Consider the following 24,767-nt stretch of genomic DNA (forward strand, 5'->3'; position numbering starts at 1 on the left):
CGGGAGTCGACTAGTCTGGGAGCCACTCTCCTCTTCTCCTGAAGGTTCTGGCATGGCTACGACACTCGTGCTGGGTGCAGCACGCAACGGCAAGTCCGCCTACGCGATCTCTCTCCTCGCCGCCCACGAGCGCGTCACCTACATCGCGACCGGCCCCAGGGCGCTCGACGGGGCCGACCCCGGGTCCACCGCACGGGTCGAGGCCGAGCGGGCCCGGCGCCCGGCCGGTTGGCGGACGGTCGAGACCACCGGGCTCTCCCAGGCGCTGGTCTTCTCACGGCACCCGGTGCTCATCGACACGCTGGCCCACTGGGTCTGGCGGATGCTGGAGCAGCACGACCTGTGGCGCGAGCCGGACAGCGCGATCGCGACCCTGGAGCCGGTGCTCGACGAGCTGCTCGTCGCCTACACCGCCCTCCCCCACGACATCGTGGCGATCTCCGACGAGGTGGGCTGGGGCGGGGAGGCGGCCTCCGAGCGGGAGGCGACCTACCGCGCGGTCCTCTCGCACGTGAACCACCGGTTCAGCGCCATGAGCCAGCGGGTCCACCTCATCGTCGGGGGCCGGATCGTGGATCTCAGCGACGCACCGTCAGCGCTCGGCACCAGCACCTTCGCGGCCCTCAGCCGCTGAGTGGGGAGCGGCCCAGCGGCCGAACCGGTGCGCGGCGACCGCCCGGCCGGGGTGCACGGAACCTGCCCCGCCGGGCTGCACGGAACCTGCCCCGCCGGGTGCGCGGCACCCGCCCGGCTGGGCACGGCCTGGCACCACGGTGCATACTGGCCATGATGTCCAAACCACCCGCACGGCGACGCCAGCTCGCCAACAGCCCCTTCCGACCCGACCCCGAGCCGGTCATCGCGGAGTTCGCCCAGGACGACCGGGTGATCCACGACTCCTACGGGATGGGGCGCGTCGTCGGCGTGGAGGCCCACGCGGTCACGGTCGACTTCGGCACCCAGACGGTGCGCATCGTGAGCCCGTTCGCCAAGCTCACCGTCCTCTGACCCCGGTCCCTCACGACGCGTCACGGATCCGGCGCCACCGGTGTCTCCATGGTCACCGGCCCGCCCGGACCGGTCGACCGAGGAGGAGCACCAGATGTCCACCACCAGCCACACGGCACCCCCGAGACCATGAGTGACCCGTTCCTGGAGCACCGCAACCTGCTCTTCACCGTGGCCTACGAGATGCTCTCCTCGGCCGCCGACGCCGAGGACGTGGTGCAGGAGACGTGGCTGCGCTGGTCGGAGGTGGACCGGTCCACGGTCCGGGACCCACGTGCCTACCTGGTCCGGATCGTCACCCGCCAGGCCCTGAACCGGATCCGCACCCTGCAGCGCCGACGGGAGACCTATGTCGGTCCGTGGCTGCCCGAGCCGCTGCTGACCTCGCCGGACGTGGCGGAGGACGTCGAGCTCGCGGACTCGGTCTCCACCGCCATGCTCATGGTGCTGGAGACCCTGAACCCGACCGAGCGGGCGGTCTTCATCCTGCGGGAGGTGTTCGGGTTCGAGTATGCCGAGATCGCGGCGGCGGTGGACAAGTCGCCGGCGGCGGTGCGACAGGTGGCGAGCCGGGCCGGGCGTGCCGTGCGCAGCCGACGGCCCGAACCCGTGCCGACGGCCGAGACCGAGGAGGTGCTGCGGCGCTTCCTGGAGGCCACCTCGGGCGGCGACCTGCAGCCCCTGATGGAGCTCATGGCCCCGGATGTCGTGATGTTCTCCGACGGCGGCGGTCTGAGGCAGGCGGCGCTGCGCCCGATCCACGGCGTGAGCAAGGTGCTCCGCTGGATGGCGGCCGTGTTCGGCAGGTACCCCGGTCAGATGACCTACGACATCGCCTCGGTCAACGGGCACCCGGCGCTGCGGATCTTCGGCGACGGCGTGCTCGACGTCGTGGCGACCCTGCGCATCGAGGGCGGCCTGATCACGGCGCTGTACCTCGTGCGCAACCCCGAGAAGCTGGCCCGGGCGGACGGGGGCGCGGCACCACTGACCCGGTGACTACGCTGGTGCGGCCATGGACACCCGCCAGCTCACCTACTTCCTCGGGGTGGTCACGCACGGCGGGTTCGGCCGTGCCGCCAGCCAGCTGCACGTCAGCCAGCCGGCCCTGTCGCAGGCTGTCGCCGCCCTCGAGCGTGACCTGGGGGTGCCCCTGTTCCACCGGGTGCCCAGCGGTGCCCGCCTGACGGATGCCGGCGCCGCGCTGGTGCCGATGGCCCGGCAGGTGCTGCGCGACCTCGCGGTGGCGCGGACCGCCACCCGCTCGGTCGGCATCGACCACACGGGACGCATCGACCTCGCCCTCATGCCCTCCCAGAGCGTCGAGCCGTTCACCCGGCTGACGCGGCACCTGAGCCGCCGCTATCCAGAGATCACCATCAACGCCCTGGCCACGTTCGGTCGGGACGACTCGGTGGCCCTGGTGCTCAGCGGGGCCTGCGAGCTGGGCCTGGTCGGTGCGCTCGCCAGGCCCTACCCGCCCACGATCGTGCGGCACACCCTGGGCCAGCAGGAGATGGTGCTGATCGCGCCGGCCGACAGCGAGCTGCCCGCCGACCACCCGATCGGGCCCGGCGACCTCGACGGGCAGCGGCTGGTCGTGTCCCCGCCCGGCAGTGTCATGCGGCAGATGGCCGACCAGCTCACCTACGAGTCCACGATGACCATCGCCATCGAGGTCGAGCACCGGTCGGCGATCCTCCCCCTCGTGCTGGACGGCGTCGGCATCGCGGTCCTCTCCTCAGCCTGGGCCGACCTGGCGCGCCGGGCCGGCGCGAAGGTCTGTTCGCTGCAGGAGCCGATGCGGCTCCAGGTCGACCTGATCCACCGCCGGACCCGCCTCACCCCCGCCGCCCAGGCGCTGCTGGACCTCGCCCTCTCCCTGGACTGGCCTGCGGACATAAGCGATTTTGATGACCCACATCCATAACAAGTCTTGGACACGACGGACCGCGCGGACCTAGCGTCGCCGTCCATGACACGCACCTACCGGATCGCGGCGATCCCCGCCGACGGCGTCGGGAGCGAGGTGGTCGAGGCCGGCCGCGCGGTCCTCACCGCCCTCCAGGACCGCCACCCCAGCTTCGCGCTGGAGTGGCAGGACTTCCCGTGGGGAACCGACTACTACCACCAGCACGGCGTGATGATGCCGGCTGACGGTCTGGAGCAGCTCCGCGGCTTCGACGCGATCTACTTCGGGGCCGTCGGCTGGCCGGACGTGCCCGACCACATCACGCTCTGGGGCCTGCGCCTGGCGATCTGCCAGGGCTTCGACCAGTGGGCCAACATCCGCCCCGTCACCTTCCACGCCGGGGTGCCCTCCCCCATCGTCAACGCGCACGACCGCGGGCTGGACTGGATCGTGGTCCGGGAGAACAGCGAGGGAGAGTACTCCGGCTTCGGCGGGCGCAACTTCGGTGGCCGTCAGGGCCCCTCCGAGGTCGCCGTGCAGAGCGCGGTCTTCACCGAGGCGGGCAGCGAACGGATCATCCGCTTCGCCTTCGACCTGGCCCTGACCCGCGAGCGCAAGAAGGTCTCCTGCGTCACCAAGAGCAACGCCCAGCAGCACGGCATGGTCCTGTGGGACGAGGTCTTCGACCGTGTCGCGGCCGACTACCCGGACGTGGTCACCGAGCGCGTCCTGGTCGATGCCATGGCCGCCAGGTTCGTGCTGCGGCCCGAGGACCTCTCGGTGGTCGTGGCCTCCAACCTCCACGCGGACATCCTGTCCGACCTTGGCAGCGCCATGGCCGGCAGCCTCGGCCTCGCCGGCAGCGCCAACCTCAACCCGGACCGGACCGCCCCGTCGATGTTCGAGCCGGTGCACGGCTCGGCCCCCGACATCGCCGGTCAGGGCCTGGCCAACCCCGTCGGCGCACTCATCAGTGCCGCCCTGATGCTCGACCACCTCGACCTCCCCGAGGAGGCGGACCGGATCCGCGGCGCCGTCGACAAGGTCATGGAGTCCGGCACCCGCACCAGGGACGTCGGCGGCACCGCGACCACCGACGAGTTCGTCGAGGCCGTCATCAACGCGCTGTAGGCGGCCCACCTGCCGCCGCACGGCGGCCACTCACCTGCCACACGGCATACCGCCCCCTGCGCCACACACACCGTTGCAGAAACCCACCATCCCCGGCAGCACCCAAGGAGTCAAAGATGATTCGCCAGCGCGCCCTCGCCATCGCCCTCGTCCCCGCCGCCGTCCTCGGCCTGGCGGCCTGCTCGGGGGGCGGTGGGGAGTTCCCCAGCAAGCGCATCGACTACATCCTGCCGTTCGATCCCGGCGGCGAGTCCGACATCACCGCCCGACTGCAGCAGCAGCCGCTGGAGGAGGTGCTGGGCGAGAGCGTGTCCATCTCCTACAAGCCGGGAGCCGGTGGCGCCCTCGGGTGGTCCGAGCTCACCCGCAGCCGTCCCGACGGCTACACGGTGATGGGCTGCAACATCCCGCACATCATCCTGCAGCCGATGCTGCGCGACGACGCGGGCTACGAGACCAAGGCGATCAAGCCGGTCTACTTCTTCCAGAGCACCCCCAACGCCCTGGTCGTCAAGGCCGACAGCGAGTTCGAGACCCTGGAGGACTTCGTGGCGGCAGCCAAGGAGAAGCCCGGTGGTCTCTCCGTGGGTGGCAGCGGTGACTTCAGCGCCAACCACATCGGGACGCTGCAGTTCGCCGACGCGGCGGGCATCGAGGTGTCCTACACCCCCTTCGACGGCACGGGCGCGGCGGTGCCCGCCCTGCTCGGAGGCCACGTCGACGCGCTCATGACCTACACCCCGCAGATCGACGCCCTCGGGGACCAGGTGCGTCCGCTCGCGATCATGGCCGAGGAGCCGATGGAGGGCGTCGACGCCCCGACCTTCGCCGAGGAGGGCTACGACCTCGCCGACGGCGCCTACCGCGGTGTCTGCGTGCAGGAGGACACCCCCCAGGAGATCGTCGACACGCTCGCGGAGAGCTTCGCCGCGGTCAACGAGGACCCGGCACTGGTCGAGGACTTCAAGGCGCAGGCCTTCAACCTGGAGAACTATGACCCGGCACAGTCCCTGGAGCTGATCGACGCGAGGACCCAGGAGTACACCGCGCTCCTGGACAAGCTCGGGATGCTCGGCTGATGGGCGACGCCCTCCAGGGGCTGGTCGACCTCCTCTCGCCCCTCACCCTGCTCCTGGTCCTCGTCGGCACGGTGGCCGGCATGGCGATCGGCGCCATGCCCGGGCTGAGCGCCACGATGGGCCTGGCCCTCCTCGTCCCGTTCACCTTCGCGATGGACCCGGGGGCGGGTCTCGTGCTCCTGGGCGCCTTCTACATGGGCGCCATCTACGGCGGCTCCTTCACCGCGATCCTGGTCAACGCACCAGGCACCCCGAGCTCGATCGCCACCGCGTTCGAGGGCTACCGAATGACCAAGCAGGGGCGCAGCGAGGAGGCCATCGTGGCCGCCACCCTCGGCTCGGTGGTCGGCGGACTGGTGGGCGTCCTCTTCCTGCTCTTCCTGGCCCCGCCGCTCGCGGACTTCTCCCTGCGCTTCGGGCCCCAGGAGTACTTCTGGGTCGCCATCTTCGGGCTCACCATCATCATCGGGATGAGCACCGGCTCCGTCCTCAAGGGCCTGGTCGGTGGCGCCCTCGGGGTCCTGCTGGGCACGGTCGGCATCGCCCCTGTGGGCGGCGACGTGCGGTTCACCTTCGGTGAGCCCTCGCTGCAGGGCGGTGTGCCGCTGGTGCCCGCGCTGATCGGTCTGTTCACCGTCCCCGAGGTGCTCAAGCTCATCGCGCGCCGCTCCCGGGAGTTCGAGGTGCAGCCGGGCGCCGAGGCCGAGTCGCGGCACTGGACGAGGATGACGACGGACCTGTTGCGCAAACCGGTGAACCTGGTGCGGTCCTCGGTGATCGGCGCGCTCATCGGCATCCTGCCCGGAGCAGGTGGCAGTGTCGCCAACCTGGTGGCCTACAACGAGGCCAAGCGGGCCTCCAAGGAGCGCCACAAGTACGGCCACGGCGCCGTCGAGGGGGTGGTGGCCGCGGAGTCCGCCAACAACGCCACGGTCGGTGGTGGCTTCATCCCGACCCTGACGCTCGGGGTGCCCGGCACCCCTCCGGACGCCATCGTCCTCGGCGTGCTGCTTCTCCAGGGCCTGCGCCCCGGCGCCGACCTGTTCACCCAGTCGGGCGACCTGGTCTACACCTTCGCCTTCGCGCTGGCTCTCTCCGCGCTGATGATGGCGCCGGTGGGCCTGCTGGCCGGTCGCGCGCTGCAACGTGGGGTCGTCCTGCTGCCGGCGCGCTACCTGGCACCGGCGATCGCCGTCACCTCGATCGTGGGCGCCTACGCGATCCGCAGCTCGGTCATCGACGTGGCGATCATGGTCGTCCTGGGGGTTCTGGCCTACTTCCTCGGCCGGGTCGGTGTGGGCGTCGCCCCGATCGTGCTCGGCCTGGTGCTCGGGCCGATCGCCGAGCGCGGGCTGGTCCAGGGGCTGCTGGTCTCGACCGACCACGCGCTCCCGTGGCTCACGTTCTTCACCCGCCCCCTCAGCATCGTGCTGATTCTGATGTGCGTGGCGGGCATCGTCTGGCCCATGATCCAGAACCGCAAACAGGCAGTGGTCACCGAGATGGTGGCCGAGGCAGAGAAGGACCGGGCATGAAGAACATCATCACGGCCCTGGGCCTGCTGGTCCTCGTGGCGAGCTTCGTCGTGCAGCGGGACTACCGGTTCCCGCACACCAACCTGCTCCCGGACGCCTCCCTGGTCGTCCTCGGCGTCCTCAGCGTGGTCCTGCTCGTGCAGGGTCTGCGCCAGCGCGCCCTCGCCGGTGCCGCACCGGACGACGCGGCTGTCGACGACGAGGAGGCCGTGGGGCTGTGGGATCTCGGCCGCGCGGTGCTCCTCATGGCCGCCTGGGTCGTCGCCCTGCCGCGGCTGGGCTTCCTGGCTGCCGGCATCGCGTTCTGCACGCTCATCTCGCTGACCATGCGCAGCGAACGGATCACACCCAAGGCAGTCCTCATGGATGCTGCGGTCGCCACCGTGATCGTGCTCGTCCTGTACCTCTCCTTCACCCAGGTCCTGTATGTCCGGCTCCCCGAACTCGGAGGTCAGTGAATGTCATCCCCCGACGCCCGCCGCCCGGTGTCCGTCGCCGTCATCCCCGGCGACGGGATCGGCACCGAGGTGATGGGTCCCACCCTCGGCATCCTGGAGGAGGTGGGACACCGGCACGGCATCGGTTTCTCGTGGCAGCACTACGACTGGAGCTGCGAGCGCTACACCCGGACGGGGGCGATGATGCCCGAGGACGGGCTCGAGCAGCTGGCGGCGCACGACCAGATCCTGCTCGGCGCGGTCGGGTTTCCCGGTGTGCCCGACCACGTCTCCCTGTGGGGTCTGCTGATCCCGATCCGTCGCGCCTTCCAGCAGTACATCAACCTGCGCCCGGTGCGGCTGCTGCCCGGCATCGAGTCCCCGCTGAGGCTGCGCGAGGGCACCGAGATCGACTTCGTCGTCGTGCGGGAGAACAACGAGGGTGAGTACTCCGAGGTCGGCGGCCGGATGTACCGCGGCACCGAGCACGAGCTCGCGGTCCAGGAGTCCGTGTTCACCCGTCGCGGCGTGGAGCGTGCAGCGCGCTTCGCGCTCGACCTCGCGGCGAGCCGTGCCGGCACCCTGGCCTCGGCGACCAAGTCCAACGGCATCGTGCACACCATGCCGTTCTGGGACGAGGTCGTGCACGCCACCGCCGAGGGCTACCCCGACATCGAGGTCCGCGACTACCACATCGACGCCCTGTCGGCCATGTTCGTCCTGGACCCGGGTCGCTTCGATGTGGTCCTGGCGTCCAACCTGTTCGGTGACATCCTGACCGACCTGGGCGCCGCCATCATCGGTAGCATCGGCATCGCCCCCTCGGCCAACCTCAACCCCGAGGGCGAGTTCCCCTCGATGTTCGAGCCCGTCCACGGCTCGGCGCCGGACATCGCCGGCCAGGGCGTCGCCAACCCGCTCGGCCAGATCTGGGCCGCCTCCATGATGCTCGACCACCTCGGGCACCCGGAGGCAGCTGCGGAGCTGGTGGGGGCCATGGAGGCCTCGCTCGCCGCGGGCGTGAAGACCCCAGACCTGGGTGGCACCGCCACCACCACGCAGGTTGCGGAGGCAGTCCTCCAGCACCTGACCGACCGAGAGGCAGCACAGTGAAGATCGTCGATATCAGGGAGCGCACCTTCCCGATCTCCAGCCAGATCCGCAACTCCTTCATCGACTTCTCGAAGATGACGTTGAGCCTGGTCGCCGTGGTCACCGACCAGGTGCGCGATGGCAGACCGGTGGTCGGCTTCGGCTTCAACTCCAACGGTCGCTACGGCCAGGGCGCCCTGATGAAGGAGCGGTTCGCCCCGCGCCTCCTGGAGGCCGACCCGGAGTCCCTGCTGGACGAGACCGGGCTGCTCGACCCCCACCGGGCCTGGGACACGCTGATGACCAACGAGAAGCCGGGCGGCCACGGCGAGCGCTCCGTCGCGGTCGGCGTGCTCGACATGGCGCTCTGGGACGCGTGCGCCAAGCTCGAGGAGCGTCCCCTGTTCGACCTCCTCGCCGAGCGCTACGGCAGCGGGACACCGGACCCGCGCGTCTTCGTCTACGCGGCGGGCGGCTACTACCACCCGGGCAAGGGCCTGCAGGGCCTCAAGGACGAGCTGACCAGCTACCTGGACCGCGGCTACACCGTCGTGAAGATGAAGATCGCCGGCGCCAGCCTCACCGAGGACCTGACCCGGATCGAGGCGGCCCTGAGCATCCTCGGCGAGGGCCAGCGGCTGATGGTGGACGCCAACGGCCGGTTCACCGGCGCGGAGGCGGTGGAGTGCCTCGAGGCGATCAAGGACTACGGCCTCTACTGGTACGAGGAGCCGGTCGACCCCCTGGACTACGAGGGGACCCGACAGGTCGCCGAGCGTGCCGGCACGCTGCCCGTCGCCACCGGGGAGAACCTGTTCTCCCACTGGGACGCCCGCAACCTGGGTCTCTACGGCGGCATGGACAGCACCCGCGACTTCCTGCAGTTCGACTGTGCGCTGAGCTACGGGCTCGTCGAGTACCTGCGCACCCTCGAGGCGATGAGCGAGCTCGGGTGGGCACCCGACCGCTTCATCCCCCACGGCGGGCACCAGATGTCGCTCAACATCGCCGCCGGTCTCGGGCTCGGCGGCAACGAGTCCTATCCCGACCTCTTCCAGCCGTTCGGCGGCTTCCCCGACGGGTGCACCGTCGAGGACGGCTACATCCGTATGCCGCAGCTTCCGGGCATCGGTTTCGAGGGCAAGTCGGACCTGGCCGAGGTCTGTGCCAGTCTGCTCTCCTGAACAGGAGTCGGTCGGCAGGGAGGCCAGGATGGGTCAGCGGTCAGGCGCGGGTGAGGGGACGTCGGCACTGCGGGTGCTGATCGCACCCGACAAGTTCAAGGGCACGCTCACGGGCCCGCAGGCGGCGGCTGCGATGGCCGCCGGCGTGCGGGCCGTGCTGCCCGACGCCGTGGTCGAGCAGCTCCCCCTGGGTGACGGTGGCGAGGGCACGGTCGAGGCCGTCCTCGCCACCGGTGCCGGGGTACGGCGCCGCACGTGCACCGTCCCCGGGCCGCTCGGCGATCCGGTCGAGGCGCACCTGGCACTGCGGGGAGCGACCGCCGTCATCGAGGTGGCCCAGGCCTGTGGCCTGCAGCTGCTGGACCCGACGCCGGACAGCGCGCTGCGGGCCAGCAGCGCGGGCGTCGGCCTCCTCGTCCGCGAGGCCTGGGCCGCGGGTTCCACCCGGGTGATCCTCGGTCTCGGAGGTGTCGCCTGCACCGACGGCGGGGTCGGCCTGGCCACGGAGCTCGGGGCGGAGTTCCTGGACGCCGACGGTGCCGCCGTCGGGCCGGGCGAGCTGCACCGCGTGAGCCGGGTGCGCGTGGACGGACTCGACCCGCGCGTCTCCAGCACCACCTTCGTGGCCGCCACCGATGTCACCAACCCGCTTCTCGGGCCGACCGGCGCCGCCGCCGTCTACGGCCCCCAGAAGGGCGCCGGACCGGACGAGGTGGAGCTGCTGGACCGCGGCCTGCGCACGGTCGCCGATGTCGTCGAGACGGACCTGGGGACCGGCGTGCGCGACCTGCCGGGCGCGGGGGCGGCCGGGGGCCTGGGGTGGGGACTAGTGACCTTCCTGGACGCCCGGATCCAGGCCGGCGGCGACCTGGTGATGGACCTCATCGGCCTCCCTGCTGCCCTGACCCGCGCCTCCCTGGTGCTCACCGGAGAGGGCAAGCTGGATGCGCAGAGCCGCTACGGCAAGGGACCGGTCGCGCTGGCTGCCCGTGCCGCCGGTGGCGGCGTGCCGACGATCGCGGTGGCGGGCACCGTGGACGCCGAGGGGCGCGAGGACACGGGCTTTGCCGCCGTGTGGTCGCTGGTCGAGGAGGTCGGCGTGGACGCGGCGCTCGACGACACCGCCACGAGCCTCACCGAGGTGACCGCCCGCGCCCTGCGCCGCTGGATCGAGCCCGCGGGCCACGCATAGGGCGTGCGGGCCCGCGATGAAAAGGCGGGCGGATCCTGCGAGACCGCGACGAAAGACGGGTCACACCTACGAGACCCCTACGAAAACGCGGGGAGCACCTACGAGACCATACGAAAATGCGGGGCTACTCGCGGACGCCGACCTCGACGAACGGCGGCTTCTTGACCACGGCCGTGACGTCACGGCCCCGCACGTCGATGACGACCTCGTCGCCCTCGGCGGCGGTGCGGTCCAGCAGCGCCAGCGCGATGCCCCTGCCCAGGGTCGGCGAGAAGGTGCCGGAGGTGACGGTCCCGATGACCGTGCCGTCAGGCGACCTCACCTCGCAGTGCGCACGCGGGATACCGCGTCCGGTGACGTCCAGGCCCCAGGAGATCCGCGTGTTCTTGGCCTCCTTCTCGGCCTCGAGCGCCGCCTTGCCCCAGAACGCGTCCTTCTTCCAGCCCACGGCCCACCCGGACCGGGCCATGACCGGGGTGATCTCCGGCGAGAGCTCGTTGCCGTGCAACGCGTAGCCCATCTCGGTCCGCAGGGTGTCCCGCGCGCCGAGGCCGGCGGGTGCGCCGTCGTACGGCTTCATCGCGGTCAGCAGGGCGTCCCACAGGTCACCCGTCGCGCCCCACGCCGGAAGGAGCTCGTAGCCGCGCTCCCCCGTGTAGCCCGTGCGGCACACGATGACGGGCTGCCCCTCCCAGCTGGCCTCCACGAAGCTCATGTAGTCGTGGCCGACCGGCAGGCCGAGCGCCGTGAGCACCTCGTCGCTGTGGGTGCCCTGCACAGCGATCACGCCGTAGTCGGTGTGCTGGTCGATCACCTCGATGCCCTCGGGAGCGGCCTCGGTGAGCATCCGGATCACCTCGGCGTTGTTGGCGGCGTTGGGGATCAGGAAGATCTCGTCGTCGGAGCGGAGGTAGGCGATCAGGTCGTCGACGACACCACCGGACTCGTTGCAGCACATGGTGTACTGCGCCCGGCCCGGCTCGATGCGGTTCAGGTCGTTGGTGAAGCAGCTGTTCACGAAGTCCTTGGCCCCGGGCCCCCGCACCAGTGCCTTGCCCAGGTGACTGACGTCGAAGACGCCCACCCGCTCACGCACGGCGGTGTGCTCGGCCTTCACCCCGGCATACTCGATGGGCATCTGCCACCCGCTGAAGTCGGCCATCTTGGCGCCGAGTGCAACGTGACGGTCGTGGACGGGGGAGGTCTTCGGCGACTCGGCAGACATGGCTCACACGGTAGCCCCCGGTGCCGTTAGGCTCAACGCGGCCCCAACGCACCGTCGACGACGACTGAAATGGACAACGATGACCACTCTCACGCTGACTGACAGCAAGATCGCGACCGCCAAGGTGGACGCCCTCGTGCTGGCCTCCACGGCCGGCGAGGACGGCGCGGTGCTGTCGGAGGGCACCGAGCTGCCCAAGAACGCCCTGACCCACGTCAACCAGAACCTCTCCGCGACCGGGGCCACCGGCAAGGCGGACGAGGTCGTCAAGCTGGCCGGGGTGCCCGGGGTCTCAGCAGCACTGGTCGTGGTGGTCGGCACGGGCAAGGCCGACGCGCCGGTGCCGGACGCCGCCGAGCGCTACCGCCGGGCCGCGGGCGCCGCGACCCGCGCGCTGGCCGGCAAGGAGTCCGCGCTGTTCGCCCTGGGGGGCGGCGCCGAGCAGGCCCGAGCGGTGGCCGAGGGAGTGCTGCTGGGCGGCTACGCCTTCCAGACCTTCCTGGGCGAGGGCAAGGCGGCGAGCGCCAAGGCGCCCCTGGCGACTGCACAGGTGCAGCTGAAGGGCCGCCACAAGGAGGACATCGCGGGGCAGGCCAGCACGGTCGCCGAGGCCGTCCGCTACGCCCGCGACCTGGTCAACACCCCGCCCAACGTGCTCTTCCCGGAGAGCTTCGCCGAGTCGGTGTCCCGGCGCGCGGACGGCAGCAAGGTCACGCTCGAGGTGTGGGACGCCGACCGCCTGCAGCAGGAGGGCTGCGGCGGGATCCTCGGTGTGGGGCAGGGGTCCGGCCGCCCGCCGCGCCTGGTCACGATGACCTACAAGCCGCGGGGCGCGAAGGCGCACCTGGCCTTCGTCGGCAAGGGCATCACCTTCGACTCCGGCGGCCTGTGCATCAAGCCGGGCACGGGCATGGTGACGATGAAGTGCGACATGGCTGGGGCCGCCGCCGTGGCCGCCTCGATCCTCGCGCTCGCCGAGCTGAAGGTCCCGGTCGCCGTGACCGGCTACCTCTGCCTGGCCGAGAACATGACCGGCGACCTGGCGCAGCGCCCCGGTGACATCGTCACCATGCGCGGCGGCCGGACGGTCGAGATCATCAACACCGACGCGGAGGGCCGCCTGGTGATGGCCGACGGCATCGCCCTGGCCTCCGAGCAGCAGCCCGACGCCATCGTCGACATCGCGACGCTGACCGGAGCCTGCATCATCGCGCTGGGCAACCGCACGATGGGTGTCATGGCCAATGACGACGAGCTGCGGGAGCGTGTCACGGGCGCGGCCACCGTCGCCGGGGAGGCGGCGTGGGGCATGCCGCTGCCGGAGGAGATCCGCGGCTCGATGGACTCCCCCGTCGCGGACCTGAAGCACACCGGCGACCGCGCCGGCGGCATGATGGTCGCGGCGAAGTTCCTCGAGGAGTTCGTCGGCAAGGACGGCTCGGGGCAGGCGATCAAGTGGTCGCACATCGACATCGCCGGCCCGGCGTTCAACGAGAAGGGCGCCTGGGGCTACACCCCGACGGGCGGCACCGGCTCCGGGGTCCGTGCCCTGATCGAGCTGGCTCGTTCCTACGCCTGACAGCGACCGTATGCCGAGGCTCCCGTCCCCCGGGCAGCGCACCTCCGCTGGCACCTGGGGACTGGTGGTCCTGCTCCTTCCGCCGTTCACCCTCGGCGTCGCGGTCCTGGCGTTCCTGACCTCGGTCGTGCTCGGACTGGAGCGACCGGGCACCCTCTGGGGATGGGTCGGGTTCCTCGGCATCGTCGCCGGAGCGCTCGCCTTCGCCATCCGGACGGGCGTGCGGGCAGCGCCGTGGTGGCTGGCGATGCTCAGCGTCCTGGTGCTCGTCGGCGGCGGCTACGCACTGAGTGCGAGCGAGTGGAGCGCCCCTGGTGTCGCGACGGCTGCGGTCGCCCTCATGGTCGTGCTGCGCAGGCAGCCCCGGCTGCCGGACACCAGCCTGCCGCCGACCGGGTTCTCCCGGGCACCGGCTCCGCCGGCCCGGCCGGGCCCCACCGTCTCCGGGCCGGCCCTGCCACCCCGCTCGCTGCCCCTCGCCGGACCTCCGGTCCGGATCCGCCTGCTGTCTCCCCTGTCCTCGATCGGCCTCACCGCCTGTGGCCTGCTGGTGCTGGCGCTCGGCGCCTGGGTGGGGTGGCTGCTGTGGACCCAGCCGGAGCCCGTCCCGCTGGTGATCAGGCTCGTGATGTCGTGCTTCGCCGGCTTCCTGGCCCTGCTGGGTCTGGCGGTCACCGTCGCGGCCGTCGAGGCGTGGGGCGACACGATCGAGGTGAGCTCCCGCGGGCTGCGACGCTTCGGCGTCGCCCTCGGGTGGACGATCGGCTGGGAGGAGGTGCTGGCGATCGGGCTGATGGACAACTCCCGCGTCATCCCGCACGGCCTGACCCCGACGCCGCGCCGGCTCCGGGAGCGACGCGACGTGCGGCTCGTGTTCGCGCTGACCGACGACCGCGTGGCCGAGCGTGCTCATCTGCTCCCCGACCCCGGGCTGCCCGCTCCCTTCCGGCACCAGCAACGGCTGACCGAGCTCGCACCGTTCCGGCGGGGCAAGGGCCTGGTCCCCGAGCTCGACCGGGCGCTCGCCGGGCGCGTGCCAGACCGTTACCTCGGCTCTCGCGTCCAGCGCCCCGACCAGCAGCTGCCCTGACCGGTGTCGTGCCCGGCCTGCCGTGACGCAGGCACCGGTGCCGACGACGACGATGCCCCGGACCGCAGACGGTCCGGGGCATCGTCGGTGGCTCAGCCGCCGCTCTTGCGGCGGAACATCTGCTGCGCGCCGGAGGTCTTGGCGCGGCGTGACCCGGCGACCTTGCCGTGCTCGGAGTGGTCCGAGACGTCCTTGCCGCCGTGCGCGTGCTTCCTGTCCAGGGCCTCCCGGAACTTGCGCTTCACATCGTCCTCGACGTGCTCGTTGTGACTGTCCGTGTCTGTGGGCCTGTCCTGCGTCATAGGGCGCCTCCCGTAGTCGATGCGTCCGCACAGCCTCCCATGAGCCGCGCCACGACACGACCGCATTTCAGGACTTCTTGTGCCGCCGGTTCCACTCGCGCATCCGGGACGGGTAGCCCGTCTGGTTCACGTCGTAGACCGGGATCCCGAGCAGCCGGCCCAGCTCGAACCCGGCCCTGGGGGTGCCCACGGCGCGGCGGGTCCACTCGCCGTCGGTCGCGATGAGGATGACGGTGGTCGTGCTCACGTTGGTGGCCGGCTCGACATACGCCTCGACGCCCTTGTGGCTGGCCACCCAGCCCTCCATGTGGGCCCGCACGGCCTTGTGGTCGATCGCCATCGACGGCCCGTCCGTGCGCCCCCGGACGGTCCCGACCGCCCCGTCCGCGCCACGATTCTTCCGTCGCCTCCACCACGCCATAGGTGGGAGATTACCGCGCGTGGCCGACTGTTCCGGCGCGTCAGCGCCCGTGACGCCCCCTCGGTGGTCCGCCGCCCCGGCGTTTGACAAGATGACCCCATGCCTCAGACCGCACCCGGTGCAGACAGTGCCTTCGACGTCGTCATCCTGGGCGGGGGCAGCGGCGGCTACTCCTGCGCGCTGCGGGCCGCACAGCTGGGTCTGACGGTCGCCCTGGTCGAGAAGGACAAGCTCGGGGGCACCTGCCTGCACCGCGGCTGCATCCCCACCAAGGCGCTGCTGCACGCCGCGGAGGTGGCCGACTCGGCCCGCGACGGCGCCCGGTTCGGCATCAACGCCACGCTGGACTCCATCGACCTCGACAAGGTCCACTCCTACAAGGACGGGGTCGTCGGCCGGCTCCACAAGGGCCTGCAGGGCCTGGTCAGCTCGGCCACGATCGAGTATGTCGAGGGGCACGGCACCCTCGCCGGTCCCGGTCAGGTGGTGGTCGGGGACCGCACCCTCACCGCGCGGAACGTCGTGCTGGCGACGGGCTCCTACGCGCGCAGCCTCCCCGGCCTGGAGATCGGCGGCCGCATCATCACCAGCGACCAGGCGATGACCCTCCCGGAGCTGCCGGAGCGCGTCATCGTGCTCGGCGGCGGGGTGATCGGCGTCGAGTTCGCCTCGGTGTTCCGCTCCTTCGGCTCCGAGGTGACCGTCGTCGAGGCGCTCCCCCGCCTGGTCGCCGCCGAGGACGAGGCGGTCTCCAAGACGCTGGAGCGCGCCTTCAGGAAGCGCAAGATCACCGTCAGGACCGGGGTGAAGTTCACCGGTGCCACCCAGGACGAGCGCGGCGTGCAGGTGTCCCTGGAGTCCGGCGACACGCTCGAGGCCGACCTGCTGCTGGTCGCCGTCGGCCGCGGCCCGGTCACCGAGGGCCTGGGTTACGAGGAGGCCGGCGTCACCCTCGACCGCGGTTTCGTCACCACCGACGAGCGCTGCAGGACCGGCGTCGAGGGTCTGTATGCCGTGGGAGACATCGTGCCCGGCCTCCAGCTGGCGCACCGCGGCTTCGCCCAGGGCATCTTCGTCGCCGAGCAGATCGCCGGCCTCGAGCCGACACCGATCGACGAGGCGGGCATCCCCCGCGTGACCTACTGCGACCCTGAGATCGCCTCCGTGGGGCTCACCGAGGAGCAGGCCCGGGAGAAGCACGGCGAGGTCACCACCTACGAGTACAACCTGGGGGGCAACGGCAAGTCCCAGATCCTGGGCACCGCCGGCTTCGTGAAGCTGGTGCGGGCCGCTGACGGGGCCGTCGTCGGCGTGCATATGGTGGGTGCCAGGATGGGTGAGCAGGTGGGCGAGGCCCAGCTGATCTACAACTGGGAGGCACTGCCGGATGATGTGGCGCAGTTGATCCACGCACACCCCACCCAGAACGAGGCGCTGGGCGAGGCGCACCTGGCCCTGGCGGGCAAGCCGCTGCACGCCCATGCCTGACGCGCCACCACACACGTCCTGCCATCAGGCAGGAGAATCCGTAGACTGCAAGGCCCCGGACGAGGAGACGTCGAATGTCTGAACGCGTGACCATGCCGGCCCTGGGTGAGTCCGTCACCGAGGGCACCGTGACCCGCTGGCTGAAGAACGTGGGTGACACCGTCGAGGTCGACGAGCCCCTGCTGGAGGTCTCGACCGACAAGGTCGACACCGAGATCCCATCGCCGATCGCCGGCGTGCTGCAGGAGATCCTCGCGCAGGAGGACGACACAGTCGAGGTCGGCGGCGACCTCGCCGTGATCGGTGACGGCTCCGGGGGTGGCGACTCCGCCGGTGGCGGCGAGTCCGCGAGCACCGAGACGCAGGCCGAGGAGGCGCCGGCCGCACCTGCGGAGGAGGCACCTGCCGAGGAGGCCGCACCGGAGGCCCCTGCACAGGAGGCCCCCGCACAGGAGCCGCAGGCCGAGCAGTCCCAGCCCGCCCAGGGCGGCGACAGCGGTGGCGGCGAGGGCGAGACGGTCACGATGCCGGCCCTGGGTGAGTCCGTCACCGAGGGCACCGTGACCCGCTGGCTGAAGGCCGAGGGTGACACCGTCGAGGTCGACGAGCCCCTGCTGGAGGTCTCGACCGACAAGGTCGACACCGAGATCCCCTCACCCGTCGCCGGTGTGCTCACCAAGATCCTCGCCCAGGAGGACGAGACAGTCGAGGTCGGTGGCGCCCTCGCTGTGGTCGGTGGATCCGCCGGTGGCTCGGCCGCAGCCGCTCCCGCCGAGGAGCCCACGGCGCAGGAACAGCCGGCCGAGGAGCCCACCGCGCAGGAGCAGCCCGCTGCACAGCCGCAGGCAGAGGCGCCCGCGCAGCCGCAGGCGCCCGCCGAGCAGGAGCCCGCGGGCGAGGAGACGCCCGACCTGGCCGAGGACGCCCGGCTGCACGAGCAGGCCGCCGAGCAGTCGTCGCAGGCGAGCGGTGAGAAGGCAGCCGCGGCTCCCTCCGGCGACTCGCCCAACCAGGCCAGCGGTGTCGGGACCCCGGAGCAGTCCGGCAGTGACGTCAGCGCGTATGTGACCCCGCTGGTCCGCAAGCTCGCGGCCCAGCACAAGGTCGACCTGAACACCCTGAGCGGCACCGGTGTGGGTGGCCGGATCCGCAAGCAGGACGTGCTCGACGCGGCCCGCAAGGCCGAGGAGGCCGCCAAGGCCACGCCGCCCGCGGCCGCCCCGGCGGCCGCAGCCCCCGCTGCGTCTGCAGGCCAGGCTGCGCCGGCTCCAGCGGCCGCCCCCTCGGCGCCGTCCGCCGCTCAGGCCGCGGCCTCGCCCAAGCGCGGCACCACCGAGAAGATGTCGCGGCTGCGCAAGGTCATCGCCACGCGCATGGTCGAGTCCCTGCAGACCAGTGCGCAGCTCACCACGGTGATCGAGGTCGACCTCACCAAGGTCGCCCGCCTGCGCAACAAGACCAAGGACGACTTCCTGGCACGCGAGGGCGTGAAGCTCTCCTACATGCCGTTCTTCGTCCTGGCCGCGGTCGAGGCGCTGAAGATCCACCCCAACGTCAACGCCAGCGTCGAGGACGACCAGATCATCTACCACCCGACCGAGAACGTCGGCATCGCGGTGGACACCGAGAAGGGGCTCATCGTCCCGGTGATCAAGGATGCCGGTGACCTCAACATCGCCGGCATCTCCCGCAAGGTCGCGGACCTCGCCGAGCGCACCCGCACCAACAAGGTGATGCCGGACGAGCTGGGTGGTGGCACGTTCACGATCACCAACACCGGCAGCCGCGGGGCGCTGTTCGACACCCCGATCATCAACCAGCCGCAGGTCGCGATCCTGGGCACCGGCTCCGTCGTCAAGCGACCGGTCGTCGTGGTGGACGAGGACGGTGGCGAGACGATCGCCATCCGCTCGATGGTCTACCTGGCCCTGACCTACGACCACCGGGTCGTGGACGGTGCCGACGCCGCCCGCTTCCTCGGGACCGTCAAGGAGCGCCTCGAGGAGGGATCCTTCGAGGTCTGATCCCCCTCGGCCCCAGCGGGCCCGACGACAGGCAGGCAGACAGTGACGTCAGAGCCGAGCAGTCCGCACCACCTCGTTGCCCTCACCGGCTCGAGCGGACTGCTCGGCTCTGCGCTTTCTGCGGCCCTGCGGGCACGGGGCGACCAGGTGGTGCACCTGGTCCGCCGCGATCCCGCCCGCGACGTCCCGCCGGGGGTCCGCGAGGTGCGCTGGGACCCCGAGACGGGACTGTCCGACCGGTCGGCCCTCGAGGAGGTGACTGCGGCGGTCAACCTCGCGGGGGCAGGCCTGGGTGACCGCCGGTGGACGGTGCGTTACAAGGCCGAGCTGGTCCAGTCCCGCATCACCACCACGAACACGCTCTGCCATGCCCTGACCGCGCTCCCCCGGCGGCCACGGCTGCTGTCCGGGTCGGCGATCGGCTTCTACGGGAGCCGCGGCGAGGTGGAGCTGACCGAGCAGAGCGCACCGGGCTACGGCTTTGTCGCGGGTCTGGTCCGGGACTGGGAGCACGCGACCTGGGCCGCGCACGAGGCCGGCCTCCCGGTCGCCCACCTGCGCACGGGGATCGTCCTGAGCCGCACCGGCGGGGCACTGGCGCGGCTGATGCCCATCGTCCGGGCCGGTCTGGCCGGACCGATGGGCAGCGGGCGGCAGTACTGGTCCTGGATCACCCTCCCGGACCACGTCGCCGCGATGCTCTGGCTCATCGACCATCCGGAGATCACCGGGCCCGTGAACCTCACCGCCCCCGAGCCAGCACCGCAGGCCGAGGTGGTGGCCGCCCTCGCCGGCGTGCTGCGCCGACCGTCGATCATGCCCGCACCGACGATCGCGCTGCGGCTGGCCCTCGGCGAGATGGCCAGCGAGGTGCTGGGCAGCCAGCGGGTGCTCCCGACGGTACTGCTCGGGAGCGGCTTCCGGTTCCGGCACCCGGACCTGAACAGCGCGGCGGCCTGGGTCACCGGCACGACGGGCTGAGTCGCCGCACGCACGTCCCGCCAGCGTTCAGCCATGGCCCGCGCCGGATAGCGTGTCCGACCATGGCGATCGACTACTCCTCCCTGCACCGGACTCCCCCGGCGCGGGAGGTCGCGGCCTGGCGGGAGCGCATCCGCACGGAGGACGAGCGTGCCGGCCGCCACGGCCCTGCCTCGGACGGGCCCCGGCTGGACGCCCCGGCATGGGTCGGGATCGGCGCCACGGTCGCGGCCTTCCTGTGCGTCATCAGCGTGATCACCGGCGTCGTCATGGTGGTGTCCGACGGTGACGGCTTCGGCCTCCTGCTCGCCGCGGGGCTGGCCGCGGTGGCCTTCGGCGTGCTCTGGGCCGTCTTCCGGTGGCGGGTGCACCGGGCCGCCAGGGGGTGGCGGGGCCACTACCGGCTGATGGCCTTCGCCAACGACAACGGGTTCGACGCCGCGCCGGTGGCCGACCCCGCCGACCTCCCGGGGCGCATCTTCGGCCGAGGGCTGGACGGCAACCGGGTCCGCCACGACCTCGTGGCCTGGACCCAGGGCGGCCGGACGTGTCATGTCGCCACCGAGTCCTGGCACTCCGGCAACCCGGCGGACGGCGGCCCTCCGCAGGACCACGGCACCTGCCGCTACCTGGCGGTGCTCCTCTCCGACGAGCCGCTCCCGCGGGTCGTCCTCAGGGACGGGCGGCTCGAGGCCGACCCGGGCGAGGACGACCTCGCAGCGACCGTGTTCACCCCGCGCGTGCTGGACCTGCTGGATGGCTCGGACCAGCCTGGTGCCGCCCGGGACGGCGGCCGCGGCGGCTCGCGCGCGGCTCCACCCTGGGAGGCCGAGACCGCCGGCGGATGGTTCTTCGCCTACCAGTCCGGCGACCCGGACCCCCTGGACGCGAGCACCTGGAGGCGCACCTTCGCCCTGGTCGACGCGCTGCCGGCAGCCCGGCTGTCGGCAGCCCGGCTGTCGGCACCGGAGGGTGAGCAGCCCGAGGGGTGACCCCTCGTCCGGTTGATGCCGGGGAATTCGGAGGCACTGCCCGGCGTTGCCCGGCTACTGTGATCACGATGTCCACCGCCACCGGCTTCGCTCCCCTGACCGGCACCCGCCGCTCGGGCGTCGAGCGCTGCGCCGTGGCCGTGGACTTCCTGCGCGACGGCGCTGAAGTCTGACCCTCCTCCCGCTTCAGCAGGACCCACGGAGGAGGGTCGGCCACCCATCCCGGGCACCACTGCCGTCAGGCAGGACAGCGTTCCCGTCCCCGCGGTCCTGGCGCGGAGTCCCCCTCTGATCAGGGGCCTTGCGGTCCCCCGGCACCCGCCCGCGCGAGCCAGCCCGCCGGCATACGCAGAGCACAGAGAGCAGAACGACCATGGCCAAGAGCCAGTTCATCCGGTCCAAGCCGCACCTCAACATCGGCACCATGGGTCACGTCGACCACGGCAAGACGACGCTGACCGCGGCGATCACCAGGGTCCTCGCGGAGTCCACCCCCGAGGCCAACACCTTCGTGGCCTTCGACGGGATCGACCGGACCCCCGAGGAGCTGCAGCGCGGCATCACGATCAACATCTCGCACGTTGAGTACGAGACCGCGACGCGGCACTACGCCCACGTCGACATGCCCGGCCACGCCGACTTCGTGAAGAACATGATCACGGGAGCGGCCCAGGTGGACGCGGCGATCCTCGTCGTCTCCGCCCAGGACGGTGCCATGCCGCAGACCCGCGAGCACGTGCTGCTCGCGCAGCGGGTCGGCGTGCCCTACCTCGTGGTGGCGATGAACAAGGCCGACACCGTGGACGACCCCGAGCTGCTCGACCTGGTGGAGCTCGAGGTCCGGGACCTGTTGAGCGAGTACGGTTTCCCCGGCGACGAGGTGCCGGTCGTGCCGGTCTCCGCGCTGGGCGCCCTCGAGGGTGACCCGCGCTGGACGGCGTCGGTGACCGCGCTGCTGCAGGCGGTCGACGACTACGTGCCGCTGCCCGCGCGCGAGCTCGACGGCCCGTTCCTCATGCCGATCGAGAGCGCCCTGACGATCAGCGGCCGGGGCACCGTCGTCACCGGCGCCGTCGAGCGCGGCTCCCTGCGGGCCGGTGAGAGCGTCGAGGTCGTCGGGCTCGGAGAGACGCTGACGTCGGTCGCGATCGGGATGGAGACCTTCGGCAAGACGCTGGAGACGGTCGAGGCGGGAGACAACGCCGCGGTGCTGTTGCGTGGCGTCCGCCGTGAGGACGTCCAGCGTGGTCAGGTCCTGGCCCTGCCGGGGTCCGTGCAGCCGCACCAGGGTTTCACCGCCACGCTGCACACGCTGACCGCGGACGAGGGAGGACGACACACCCCCTTCGCCGGCGACTACCGGCCGCAGTTCTACTTCCGGACCACGGACGTGCCCGGCCGGATGGAGCTCGGCGGTGTCGACCTGGTCATGCCCGGTGACACCGTCGAGGTGACTGTCCACCTCGACAAGCCGATCGCCCTCGAGCCCGGCCTCGGCTTCGCCGTCCGCGAGGGCGGCAGGACTGTGGCCGCAGGGACGGTGACGGCGCTCGTCTGAGGGCCGGCACGACCGGCCCGGCACCCTCGTGGTGCCGGGCCGGTCACTCTCAGCCCCTCCCTCAGATGCGCCACCCCCGCTCAGCCCACCCCCGCTCAGCCCCACCCCCAGATGCGCCAGCGGCATCGCTCAGCCCCACCCCCAGATGCGCCACCCATCGTCGGTCAGCCGCAGCTCCAGCTCCACCACCTCCGAGGTGGCCGGGTGCGCCACGGTGCCGTGAGGAGTCACCTCGTCGTACCCCGAGCGCTCCACCTCGACCTCGAGGACCACCCGCTCGGGGCCGGAGGCAAGGACGATGGCGTGCTCGACGCTGAACTCCAGGCCGCGGTAGCTCACCTCCAGCGCCCGGGCGCTCGTGAGCGACTCGGCCTCCTGCTCGTAGGCCGGGGAGCCGGCCACGTGCACGTCCGCCAGGTCCGTCGACTCTCCCGAGCGCCAGGTCGCCGCCCGGGCGTCGAGGAGCACCTGCGCAGAGGCCTGCGGGTCGGCGGCCGGCGCAGGGACCGGACGCTCGGTCACGGCAGGCTCGGGGGCAGGGTCCGGCTCGGAGTCCGGTTCCGGTGGCGACTCACTCCCCGTGGCCGGGCCGTGGGTCGGCGCCGACGCAACCAGACCGAGGGCGTCCGCGACGGCAGCCGGGGGCTCCCCCTCACTCCGCGCCTCGGAGGAGGACCCGGTCCCGAGCAGCGCCCCCAGCAGCACGGCCACCATGACGGCCACGACGACAACCGCCCCCGCCCCGGCCACCAGCAGGCCCGCCGCCCGTGACGACCGGCGCTCACTGCGGCCGGTCCGGGAGTCGCGACCGGTCCGGGAGTCGCGACCGGTCGGGGAGTCGCGACCACGATCACCTCCGGTGGCACCAGCACGTCGGCTGAGGAGAGCGCGCGGGTGCGGGAGCCGGCGCCGGCCGCGAGCGTCGGAGTCACCGCCAGCGGACTCGTCCACCCCCTCGCCCGCGCCGCGGTGGGCCGCCCGGATCCGCTGCGTCAGCCCGGCCGCAGGGTCCGCACCGGGGGCCAGCGCGACCGGCTCGGGGCGGGTCACGGCATACAGCGCCACCGCGACCTCCTCGGCCTCCGGCCGGTCTGAGGGCTCACCCGACAGACAGGACGTGACCAGGGACACCAGCGCCTCGGGGAGCTCGGGCCGCAGCTCGGCGAGCTCAACGCGCGTCCCGACCCAGCCCGGGACCTCACCCACGAGGCTGCGCCACGCGAGGGCTCCCAGACCATAGACGTCTGACTCGGCCGTCGGCGCGAAGCCCTCGATGACCTCTGGGGCCACCATCCCGTCCGTCCCGTAGGTCTCCTCCAGCACCTCACCCGCGATCCGCGACACGCCCAGGTCGGCCAGGAGCGGCATGCCGTCGGCCCGGAAGAGCACGTTGCCGGGCGAGATGTCCCCGTGCACCACACCGGCCCGGTGCAGCTCGGCCAGCGCCCCCGCCAGCGGCGAGCAGACCGTCACCAGCTCGCCCGGTGTCAGGTGGCCGCGGGCACCCAGCACCTCCGCCAGGGAGCCGCCGTCCGCCAGTTCCATCGCCAGGGCGACCCCACCCGGACGGCCATCCTCCCCGGGGACCGGCACCACGTCATACAGGTGGATGACGTGCTGATGGCGCACCCGGGCGAGGATGCCCGCCTCACGCAGGGCGGCCGAGACCTGGTCGGGCCGCGTGGGCACGACCTTGAGCGCGACGGGCAGGTCGTCGGCGGTCCGCCGGGCCCGCCACACCTGCGCGCTCCCGCCGGACCCGATCCGACCGAGCACGTCGTAGCCCGGGATGCTCGGAACGTCCATGCCCGCACCCTGCCCCACGTCGCCCCGCCCGCGCAGAAGTTGTCCACAGGCCGCGGCGTACAGTGACAGGCATGCGCATCGAGCACGTCGGTTTCGCCCCGGACTATGTCGACTACCAGCAGGCGTGGGACCGCCAGCGGGAGGTGCACGCCCGGGTCGTCAGCGGTGAGCAGCCGGACACGCTCCTACTGCTGGAGCACGCGGCCGTCTACACCGCGGGCAAGCGCACCGAGCCCCACGAGCGTCCCACCGACGGCACGCCGGTCATCGACGTCGACCGCGGCGGCAAGATCACCTGGCACGGGCCAGGGCAGCTGGTGGGGTATCCGATCGTGCGACTGCCCTCCCCCGTCGATGTCGTCGCCCACGTGCGGCGCCTGGAGCAGCTGCTGATCGACGTGTGCACCGAGATCGGCGTGGAGACCACCCGCGTCGAGGGCCGCAGCGGCGTGTGGGTGCTGGCCGACGAGCGTGGCCCCGACCGCAAGATCGGCGCCATCGGCATCCGGGTGAGCCACGACGTGACGATGCACGGTTTCTCGTTCAACGCCGACTGTGACCTGTCCTGGGCCGACGCCTGCATCCCGTGCGGGATCACCGACGCGGGCGTCACCTCGCTGACCGCAGAGCTGGGTCGCCCCGTCACCGTGCAGGACGTGACTCCGCTGATCGAGGCCCGCGTGTCGAGCATCACCGCGGAGGTGCCGGCCACCACAATGGCCTGATCCGGC

Annotated in this window: 23 protein-coding genes; 19 read left to right on the top strand and 4 right to left on the bottom strand. The window is 71.8% G+C overall.

Features of this window, described 5'->3' with window-relative positions:
* Positions 1 to 52: 52 nt before the first annotated feature.
* The 11 genes from DA085_RS11045 to DA085_RS11095 all read left to right on the top strand — a co-directional run bounded on the left by DA085_RS11045 (position 53) and on the right by DA085_RS11095 (position 10,570).
* Positions 53 to 634 carry a bifunctional adenosylcobinamide kinase/adenosylcobinamide-phosphate guanylyltransferase gene (locus DA085_RS11045; RefSeq protein ID WP_109473020.1) on the top strand — a complete coding sequence of 194 codons (582 nt, stop codon included), beginning with the start codon at positions 53 to 55 and terminating at the stop codon, positions 632 to 634.
* A 155-nt stretch (positions 635 to 789) separates the two neighbouring features.
* Positions 790 to 1,008 (top strand): hypothetical protein, encoded by a 219-nt coding sequence (locus DA085_RS11050; protein ID WP_109473104.1) that lies wholly within the window; start codon positions 790 to 792, stop codon positions 1,006 to 1,008.
* A gap of 129 nt (positions 1,009 to 1,137) precedes the next feature.
* Positions 1,138 to 2,007, top strand: coding sequence for an RNA polymerase sigma-70 factor (locus DA085_RS11055; RefSeq protein WP_109473105.1), 870 nt, complete (start codon positions 1,138 to 1,140; stop codon positions 2,005 to 2,007).
* A gap of 16 nt (positions 2,008 to 2,023) precedes the next feature.
* A complete protein-coding gene (locus tag DA085_RS11060; RefSeq protein ID WP_109473021.1) occupies positions 2,024 to 2,938 on the top strand; it encodes a LysR family transcriptional regulator in 915 nt (304 codons plus the stop codon).
* A gap of 45 nt (positions 2,939 to 2,983) precedes the next feature.
* Positions 2,984 to 4,051 carry a tartrate dehydrogenase gene (locus DA085_RS11065; RefSeq protein WP_109473022.1) on the top strand — a complete coding sequence of 356 codons (1,068 nt, stop codon included), beginning with the start codon at positions 2,984 to 2,986 and terminating at the stop codon, positions 4,049 to 4,051.
* Positions 4,052 to 4,167: 116 nt separating this feature from the next.
* Entirely contained in the window at positions 4,168 to 5,130 is a 963-nt protein-coding gene (locus tag DA085_RS11070) for a Bug family tripartite tricarboxylate transporter substrate binding protein (RefSeq protein WP_109473023.1), read from the top strand.
* On the top strand, positions 5,130 to 6,665 hold the full coding sequence (locus DA085_RS11075) for a tripartite tricarboxylate transporter permease (protein WP_109473024.1): 1,536 nt from the start codon (positions 5,130 to 5,132) through the stop codon (positions 6,663 to 6,665). Before DA085_RS11070 ends, DA085_RS11075 begins: the two co-directional genes overlap by 1 nt.
* Complete coding sequence (locus DA085_RS11080) at positions 6,662 to 7,123, top strand: tripartite tricarboxylate transporter TctB family protein (RefSeq protein ID WP_109473025.1); 462 nt, start codon at positions 6,662 to 6,664, stop codon at positions 7,121 to 7,123. The genes DA085_RS11075 and DA085_RS11080 overlap by 4 nt, the downstream gene beginning before the upstream one ends.
* On the top strand, positions 7,124 to 8,215 hold the full coding sequence (locus tag DA085_RS11085; protein ID WP_109473026.1) for a tartrate dehydrogenase: 1,092 nt from the start codon (positions 7,124 to 7,126) through the stop codon (positions 8,213 to 8,215).
* Positions 8,212 to 9,378 carry a mandelate racemase/muconate lactonizing enzyme family protein gene (locus DA085_RS11090; protein ID WP_109473027.1) on the top strand — a complete coding sequence of 389 codons (1,167 nt, stop codon included), beginning with the start codon at positions 8,212 to 8,214 and terminating at the stop codon, positions 9,376 to 9,378. The genes DA085_RS11085 and DA085_RS11090 overlap by 4 nt, the downstream gene beginning before the upstream one ends.
* A 28-nt stretch (positions 9,379 to 9,406) precedes the next feature.
* Positions 9,407 to 10,570 (top strand): glycerate kinase, encoded by a 1,164-nt coding sequence (locus tag DA085_RS11095; protein WP_109473028.1) that lies wholly within the window; start codon positions 9,407 to 9,409, stop codon positions 10,568 to 10,570.
* A 124-nt stretch (positions 10,571 to 10,694) separates the two neighbouring features.
* Here DA085_RS11095 and gcvT read toward each other — a convergent pair whose 3' ends face one another.
* Positions 10,695 to 11,795, bottom strand: coding sequence for a glycine cleavage system aminomethyltransferase GcvT (gene gcvT, locus DA085_RS11100; protein WP_109473029.1), 1,101 nt, complete (start codon positions 11,793 to 11,795; stop codon positions 10,695 to 10,697).
* Between the two features lie 79 nt (positions 11,796 to 11,874).
* Here gcvT and DA085_RS11105 point away from each other — a divergent pair, with 79 nt between their 5' ends.
* On the top strand, positions 11,875 to 13,374 hold the full coding sequence (locus tag DA085_RS11105; RefSeq protein WP_109473030.1) for a leucyl aminopeptidase: 1,500 nt from the start codon (positions 11,875 to 11,877) through the stop codon (positions 13,372 to 13,374).
* A 10-nt stretch (positions 13,375 to 13,384) separates the two neighbouring features.
* Positions 13,385 to 14,464: a hypothetical protein gene (locus DA085_RS11110; protein ID WP_109473031.1), complete on the top strand. Its 1,080-nt coding sequence runs from the start codon at positions 13,385 to 13,387 to the stop codon at positions 14,462 to 14,464.
* A 92-nt stretch (positions 14,465 to 14,556) separates the two neighbouring features.
* Here the strand turns inward: DA085_RS11110 and DA085_RS11115 are convergent, their stop codons facing one another.
* Positions 14,557 to 14,766, bottom strand: coding sequence for a DUF5302 domain-containing protein (locus DA085_RS11115; RefSeq protein WP_109473032.1), 210 nt, complete (start codon positions 14,764 to 14,766; stop codon positions 14,557 to 14,559).
* A gap of 67 nt (positions 14,767 to 14,833) precedes the next feature.
* Positions 14,834 to 15,187 carry a hypothetical protein gene (locus DA085_RS11120; protein WP_109473033.1) on the bottom strand — a complete coding sequence of 118 codons (354 nt, stop codon included), beginning with the start codon at positions 15,185 to 15,187 and terminating at the stop codon, positions 14,834 to 14,836.
* A 99-nt stretch (positions 15,188 to 15,286) separates the two neighbouring features.
* Here DA085_RS11120 and lpdA point away from each other — a divergent pair, with 99 nt between their 5' ends.
* The 5 genes from lpdA (at position 15,287) to tuf (ending at position 22,230) form a co-directional block, all read left to right on the top strand.
* Positions 15,287 to 16,675 carry a dihydrolipoyl dehydrogenase gene (gene lpdA, locus DA085_RS11125; protein ID WP_109473034.1) on the top strand — a complete coding sequence of 463 codons (1,389 nt, stop codon included), beginning with the start codon at positions 15,287 to 15,289 and terminating at the stop codon, positions 16,673 to 16,675.
* Between the two features lie 74 nt (positions 16,676 to 16,749).
* On the top strand, positions 16,750 to 18,699 hold the full coding sequence (gene sucB, locus DA085_RS11130) for a 2-oxoglutarate dehydrogenase, E2 component, dihydrolipoamide succinyltransferase (RefSeq protein WP_109473035.1): 1,950 nt from the start codon (positions 16,750 to 16,752) through the stop codon (positions 18,697 to 18,699).
* 42 nt (positions 18,700 to 18,741) lie between these two features.
* Positions 18,742 to 19,680, top strand: coding sequence for a TIGR01777 family oxidoreductase (locus DA085_RS11135; RefSeq protein ID WP_109473036.1), 939 nt, complete (start codon positions 18,742 to 18,744; stop codon positions 19,678 to 19,680).
* Positions 19,681 to 19,742: 62 nt separating this feature from the next.
* Positions 19,743 to 20,672 carry a hypothetical protein gene (locus tag DA085_RS11140; protein WP_109473037.1) on the top strand — a complete coding sequence of 310 codons (930 nt, stop codon included), beginning with the start codon at positions 19,743 to 19,745 and terminating at the stop codon, positions 20,670 to 20,672.
* Positions 20,673 to 21,045: 373 nt separating this feature from the next.
* On the top strand, positions 21,046 to 22,230 hold the full coding sequence (tuf, locus tag DA085_RS11145) for an elongation factor Tu (protein ID WP_109473038.1): 1,185 nt from the start codon (positions 21,046 to 21,048) through the stop codon (positions 22,228 to 22,230).
* A gap of 129 nt (positions 22,231 to 22,359) precedes the next feature.
* On the opposite strand, the gene DA085_RS11150 is transcribed toward tuf, so the two are convergent.
* On the bottom strand, positions 22,360 to 24,036 hold the full coding sequence (locus DA085_RS11150; protein WP_109473039.1) for a serine/threonine-protein kinase: 1,677 nt from the start codon (positions 24,034 to 24,036) through the stop codon (positions 22,360 to 22,362).
* A 71-nt stretch (positions 24,037 to 24,107) separates the two neighbouring features.
* On the opposite strand from DA085_RS11150, the gene lipB reads away from it, so the two are divergent.
* The gene (lipB, locus tag DA085_RS11155) at positions 24,108 to 24,761 is read left to right on the top strand and encodes a lipoyl(octanoyl) transferase LipB (RefSeq protein ID WP_109473040.1); all 654 of its coding nucleotides are present in this window, start codon (positions 24,108 to 24,110) and stop codon (positions 24,759 to 24,761) included.
* Positions 24,762 to 24,767 lie beyond the last annotated feature (6 nt).

It is taken from the genome of Ornithinimicrobium cavernae (assembly GCF_003121625.1).
Taxonomy (GTDB): domain Bacteria; phylum Actinomycetota; class Actinomycetes; order Actinomycetales; family Dermatophilaceae; genus Ornithinicoccus; species Ornithinicoccus cavernae.

Excerpts from the sequence above, each read along its gene's own strand:
- DA085_RS11050 (WP_109473104.1), top strand. The coding sequence starts at position 790 with ATGTCCAAACCACCCGCACGGCGACGCCAGCTCGCCAACAGCCCCTTC.
- gcvT (WP_109473029.1), bottom strand. The coding sequence starts at position 11,795 with ATGTCTGCCGAGTCGCCGAAGACCTCCCCCGTCCACGACCGTCACGTT.
- DA085_RS11060 (WP_109473021.1), top strand. The coding sequence starts at position 2,024 with ATGGACACCCGCCAGCTCACCTACTTCCTCGGGGTGGTCACGCACGGC.
- sucB (WP_109473035.1), top strand. The coding sequence starts at position 16,750 with ATGTCTGAACGCGTGACCATGCCGGCCCTGGGTGAGTCCGTCACCGAG.
- DA085_RS11110 (WP_109473031.1), top strand. The coding sequence starts at position 13,385 with ATGCCGAGGCTCCCGTCCCCCGGGCAGCGCACCTCCGCTGGCACCTGG.
- lpdA (WP_109473034.1), top strand. The coding sequence starts at position 15,287 with ATGCCTCAGACCGCACCCGGTGCAGACAGTGCCTTCGACGTCGTCATC.
- DA085_RS11080 (WP_109473025.1), top strand. The coding sequence starts at position 6,662 with ATGAAGAACATCATCACGGCCCTGGGCCTGCTGGTCCTCGTGGCGAGC.
- DA085_RS11085 (WP_109473026.1), top strand. The coding sequence starts at position 7,124 with ATGTCATCCCCCGACGCCCGCCGCCCGGTGTCCGTCGCCGTCATCCCC.
- DA085_RS11140 (WP_109473037.1), top strand. The coding sequence starts at position 19,743 with ATGGCGATCGACTACTCCTCCCTGCACCGGACTCCCCCGGCGCGGGAG.
- DA085_RS11075 (WP_109473024.1), top strand. The coding sequence starts at position 5,130 with ATGGGCGACGCCCTCCAGGGGCTGGTCGACCTCCTCTCGCCCCTCACC.
- lipB (WP_109473040.1), top strand. The coding sequence starts at position 24,108 with ATGCGCATCGAGCACGTCGGTTTCGCCCCGGACTATGTCGACTACCAG.
- DA085_RS11150 (WP_109473039.1), bottom strand. The coding sequence starts at position 24,036 with ATGGACGTTCCGAGCATCCCGGGCTACGACGTGCTCGGTCGGATCGGG.
- tuf (WP_109473038.1), top strand. The coding sequence starts at position 21,046 with ATGGCCAAGAGCCAGTTCATCCGGTCCAAGCCGCACCTCAACATCGGC.
- DA085_RS11115 (WP_109473032.1), bottom strand. The coding sequence starts at position 14,766 with ATGACGCAGGACAGGCCCACAGACACGGACAGTCACAACGAGCACGTC.
- DA085_RS11070 (WP_109473023.1), top strand. The coding sequence starts at position 4,168 with ATGATTCGCCAGCGCGCCCTCGCCATCGCCCTCGTCCCCGCCGCCGTC.
- DA085_RS11095 (WP_109473028.1), top strand. The coding sequence starts at position 9,407 with ATGGGTCAGCGGTCAGGCGCGGGTGAGGGGACGTCGGCACTGCGGGTG.
- DA085_RS11105 (WP_109473030.1), top strand. The coding sequence starts at position 11,875 with ATGACCACTCTCACGCTGACTGACAGCAAGATCGCGACCGCCAAGGTG.
- DA085_RS11065 (WP_109473022.1), top strand. The coding sequence starts at position 2,984 with ATGACACGCACCTACCGGATCGCGGCGATCCCCGCCGACGGCGTCGGG.
- DA085_RS11055 (WP_109473105.1), top strand. The coding sequence starts at position 1,138 with ATGAGTGACCCGTTCCTGGAGCACCGCAACCTGCTCTTCACCGTGGCC.
- DA085_RS11045 (WP_109473020.1), top strand. The coding sequence starts at position 53 with ATGGCTACGACACTCGTGCTGGGTGCAGCACGCAACGGCAAGTCCGCC.
- DA085_RS11120 (WP_109473033.1), bottom strand. The coding sequence starts at position 15,187 with ATGGCGTGGTGGAGGCGACGGAAGAATCGTGGCGCGGACGGGGCGGTC.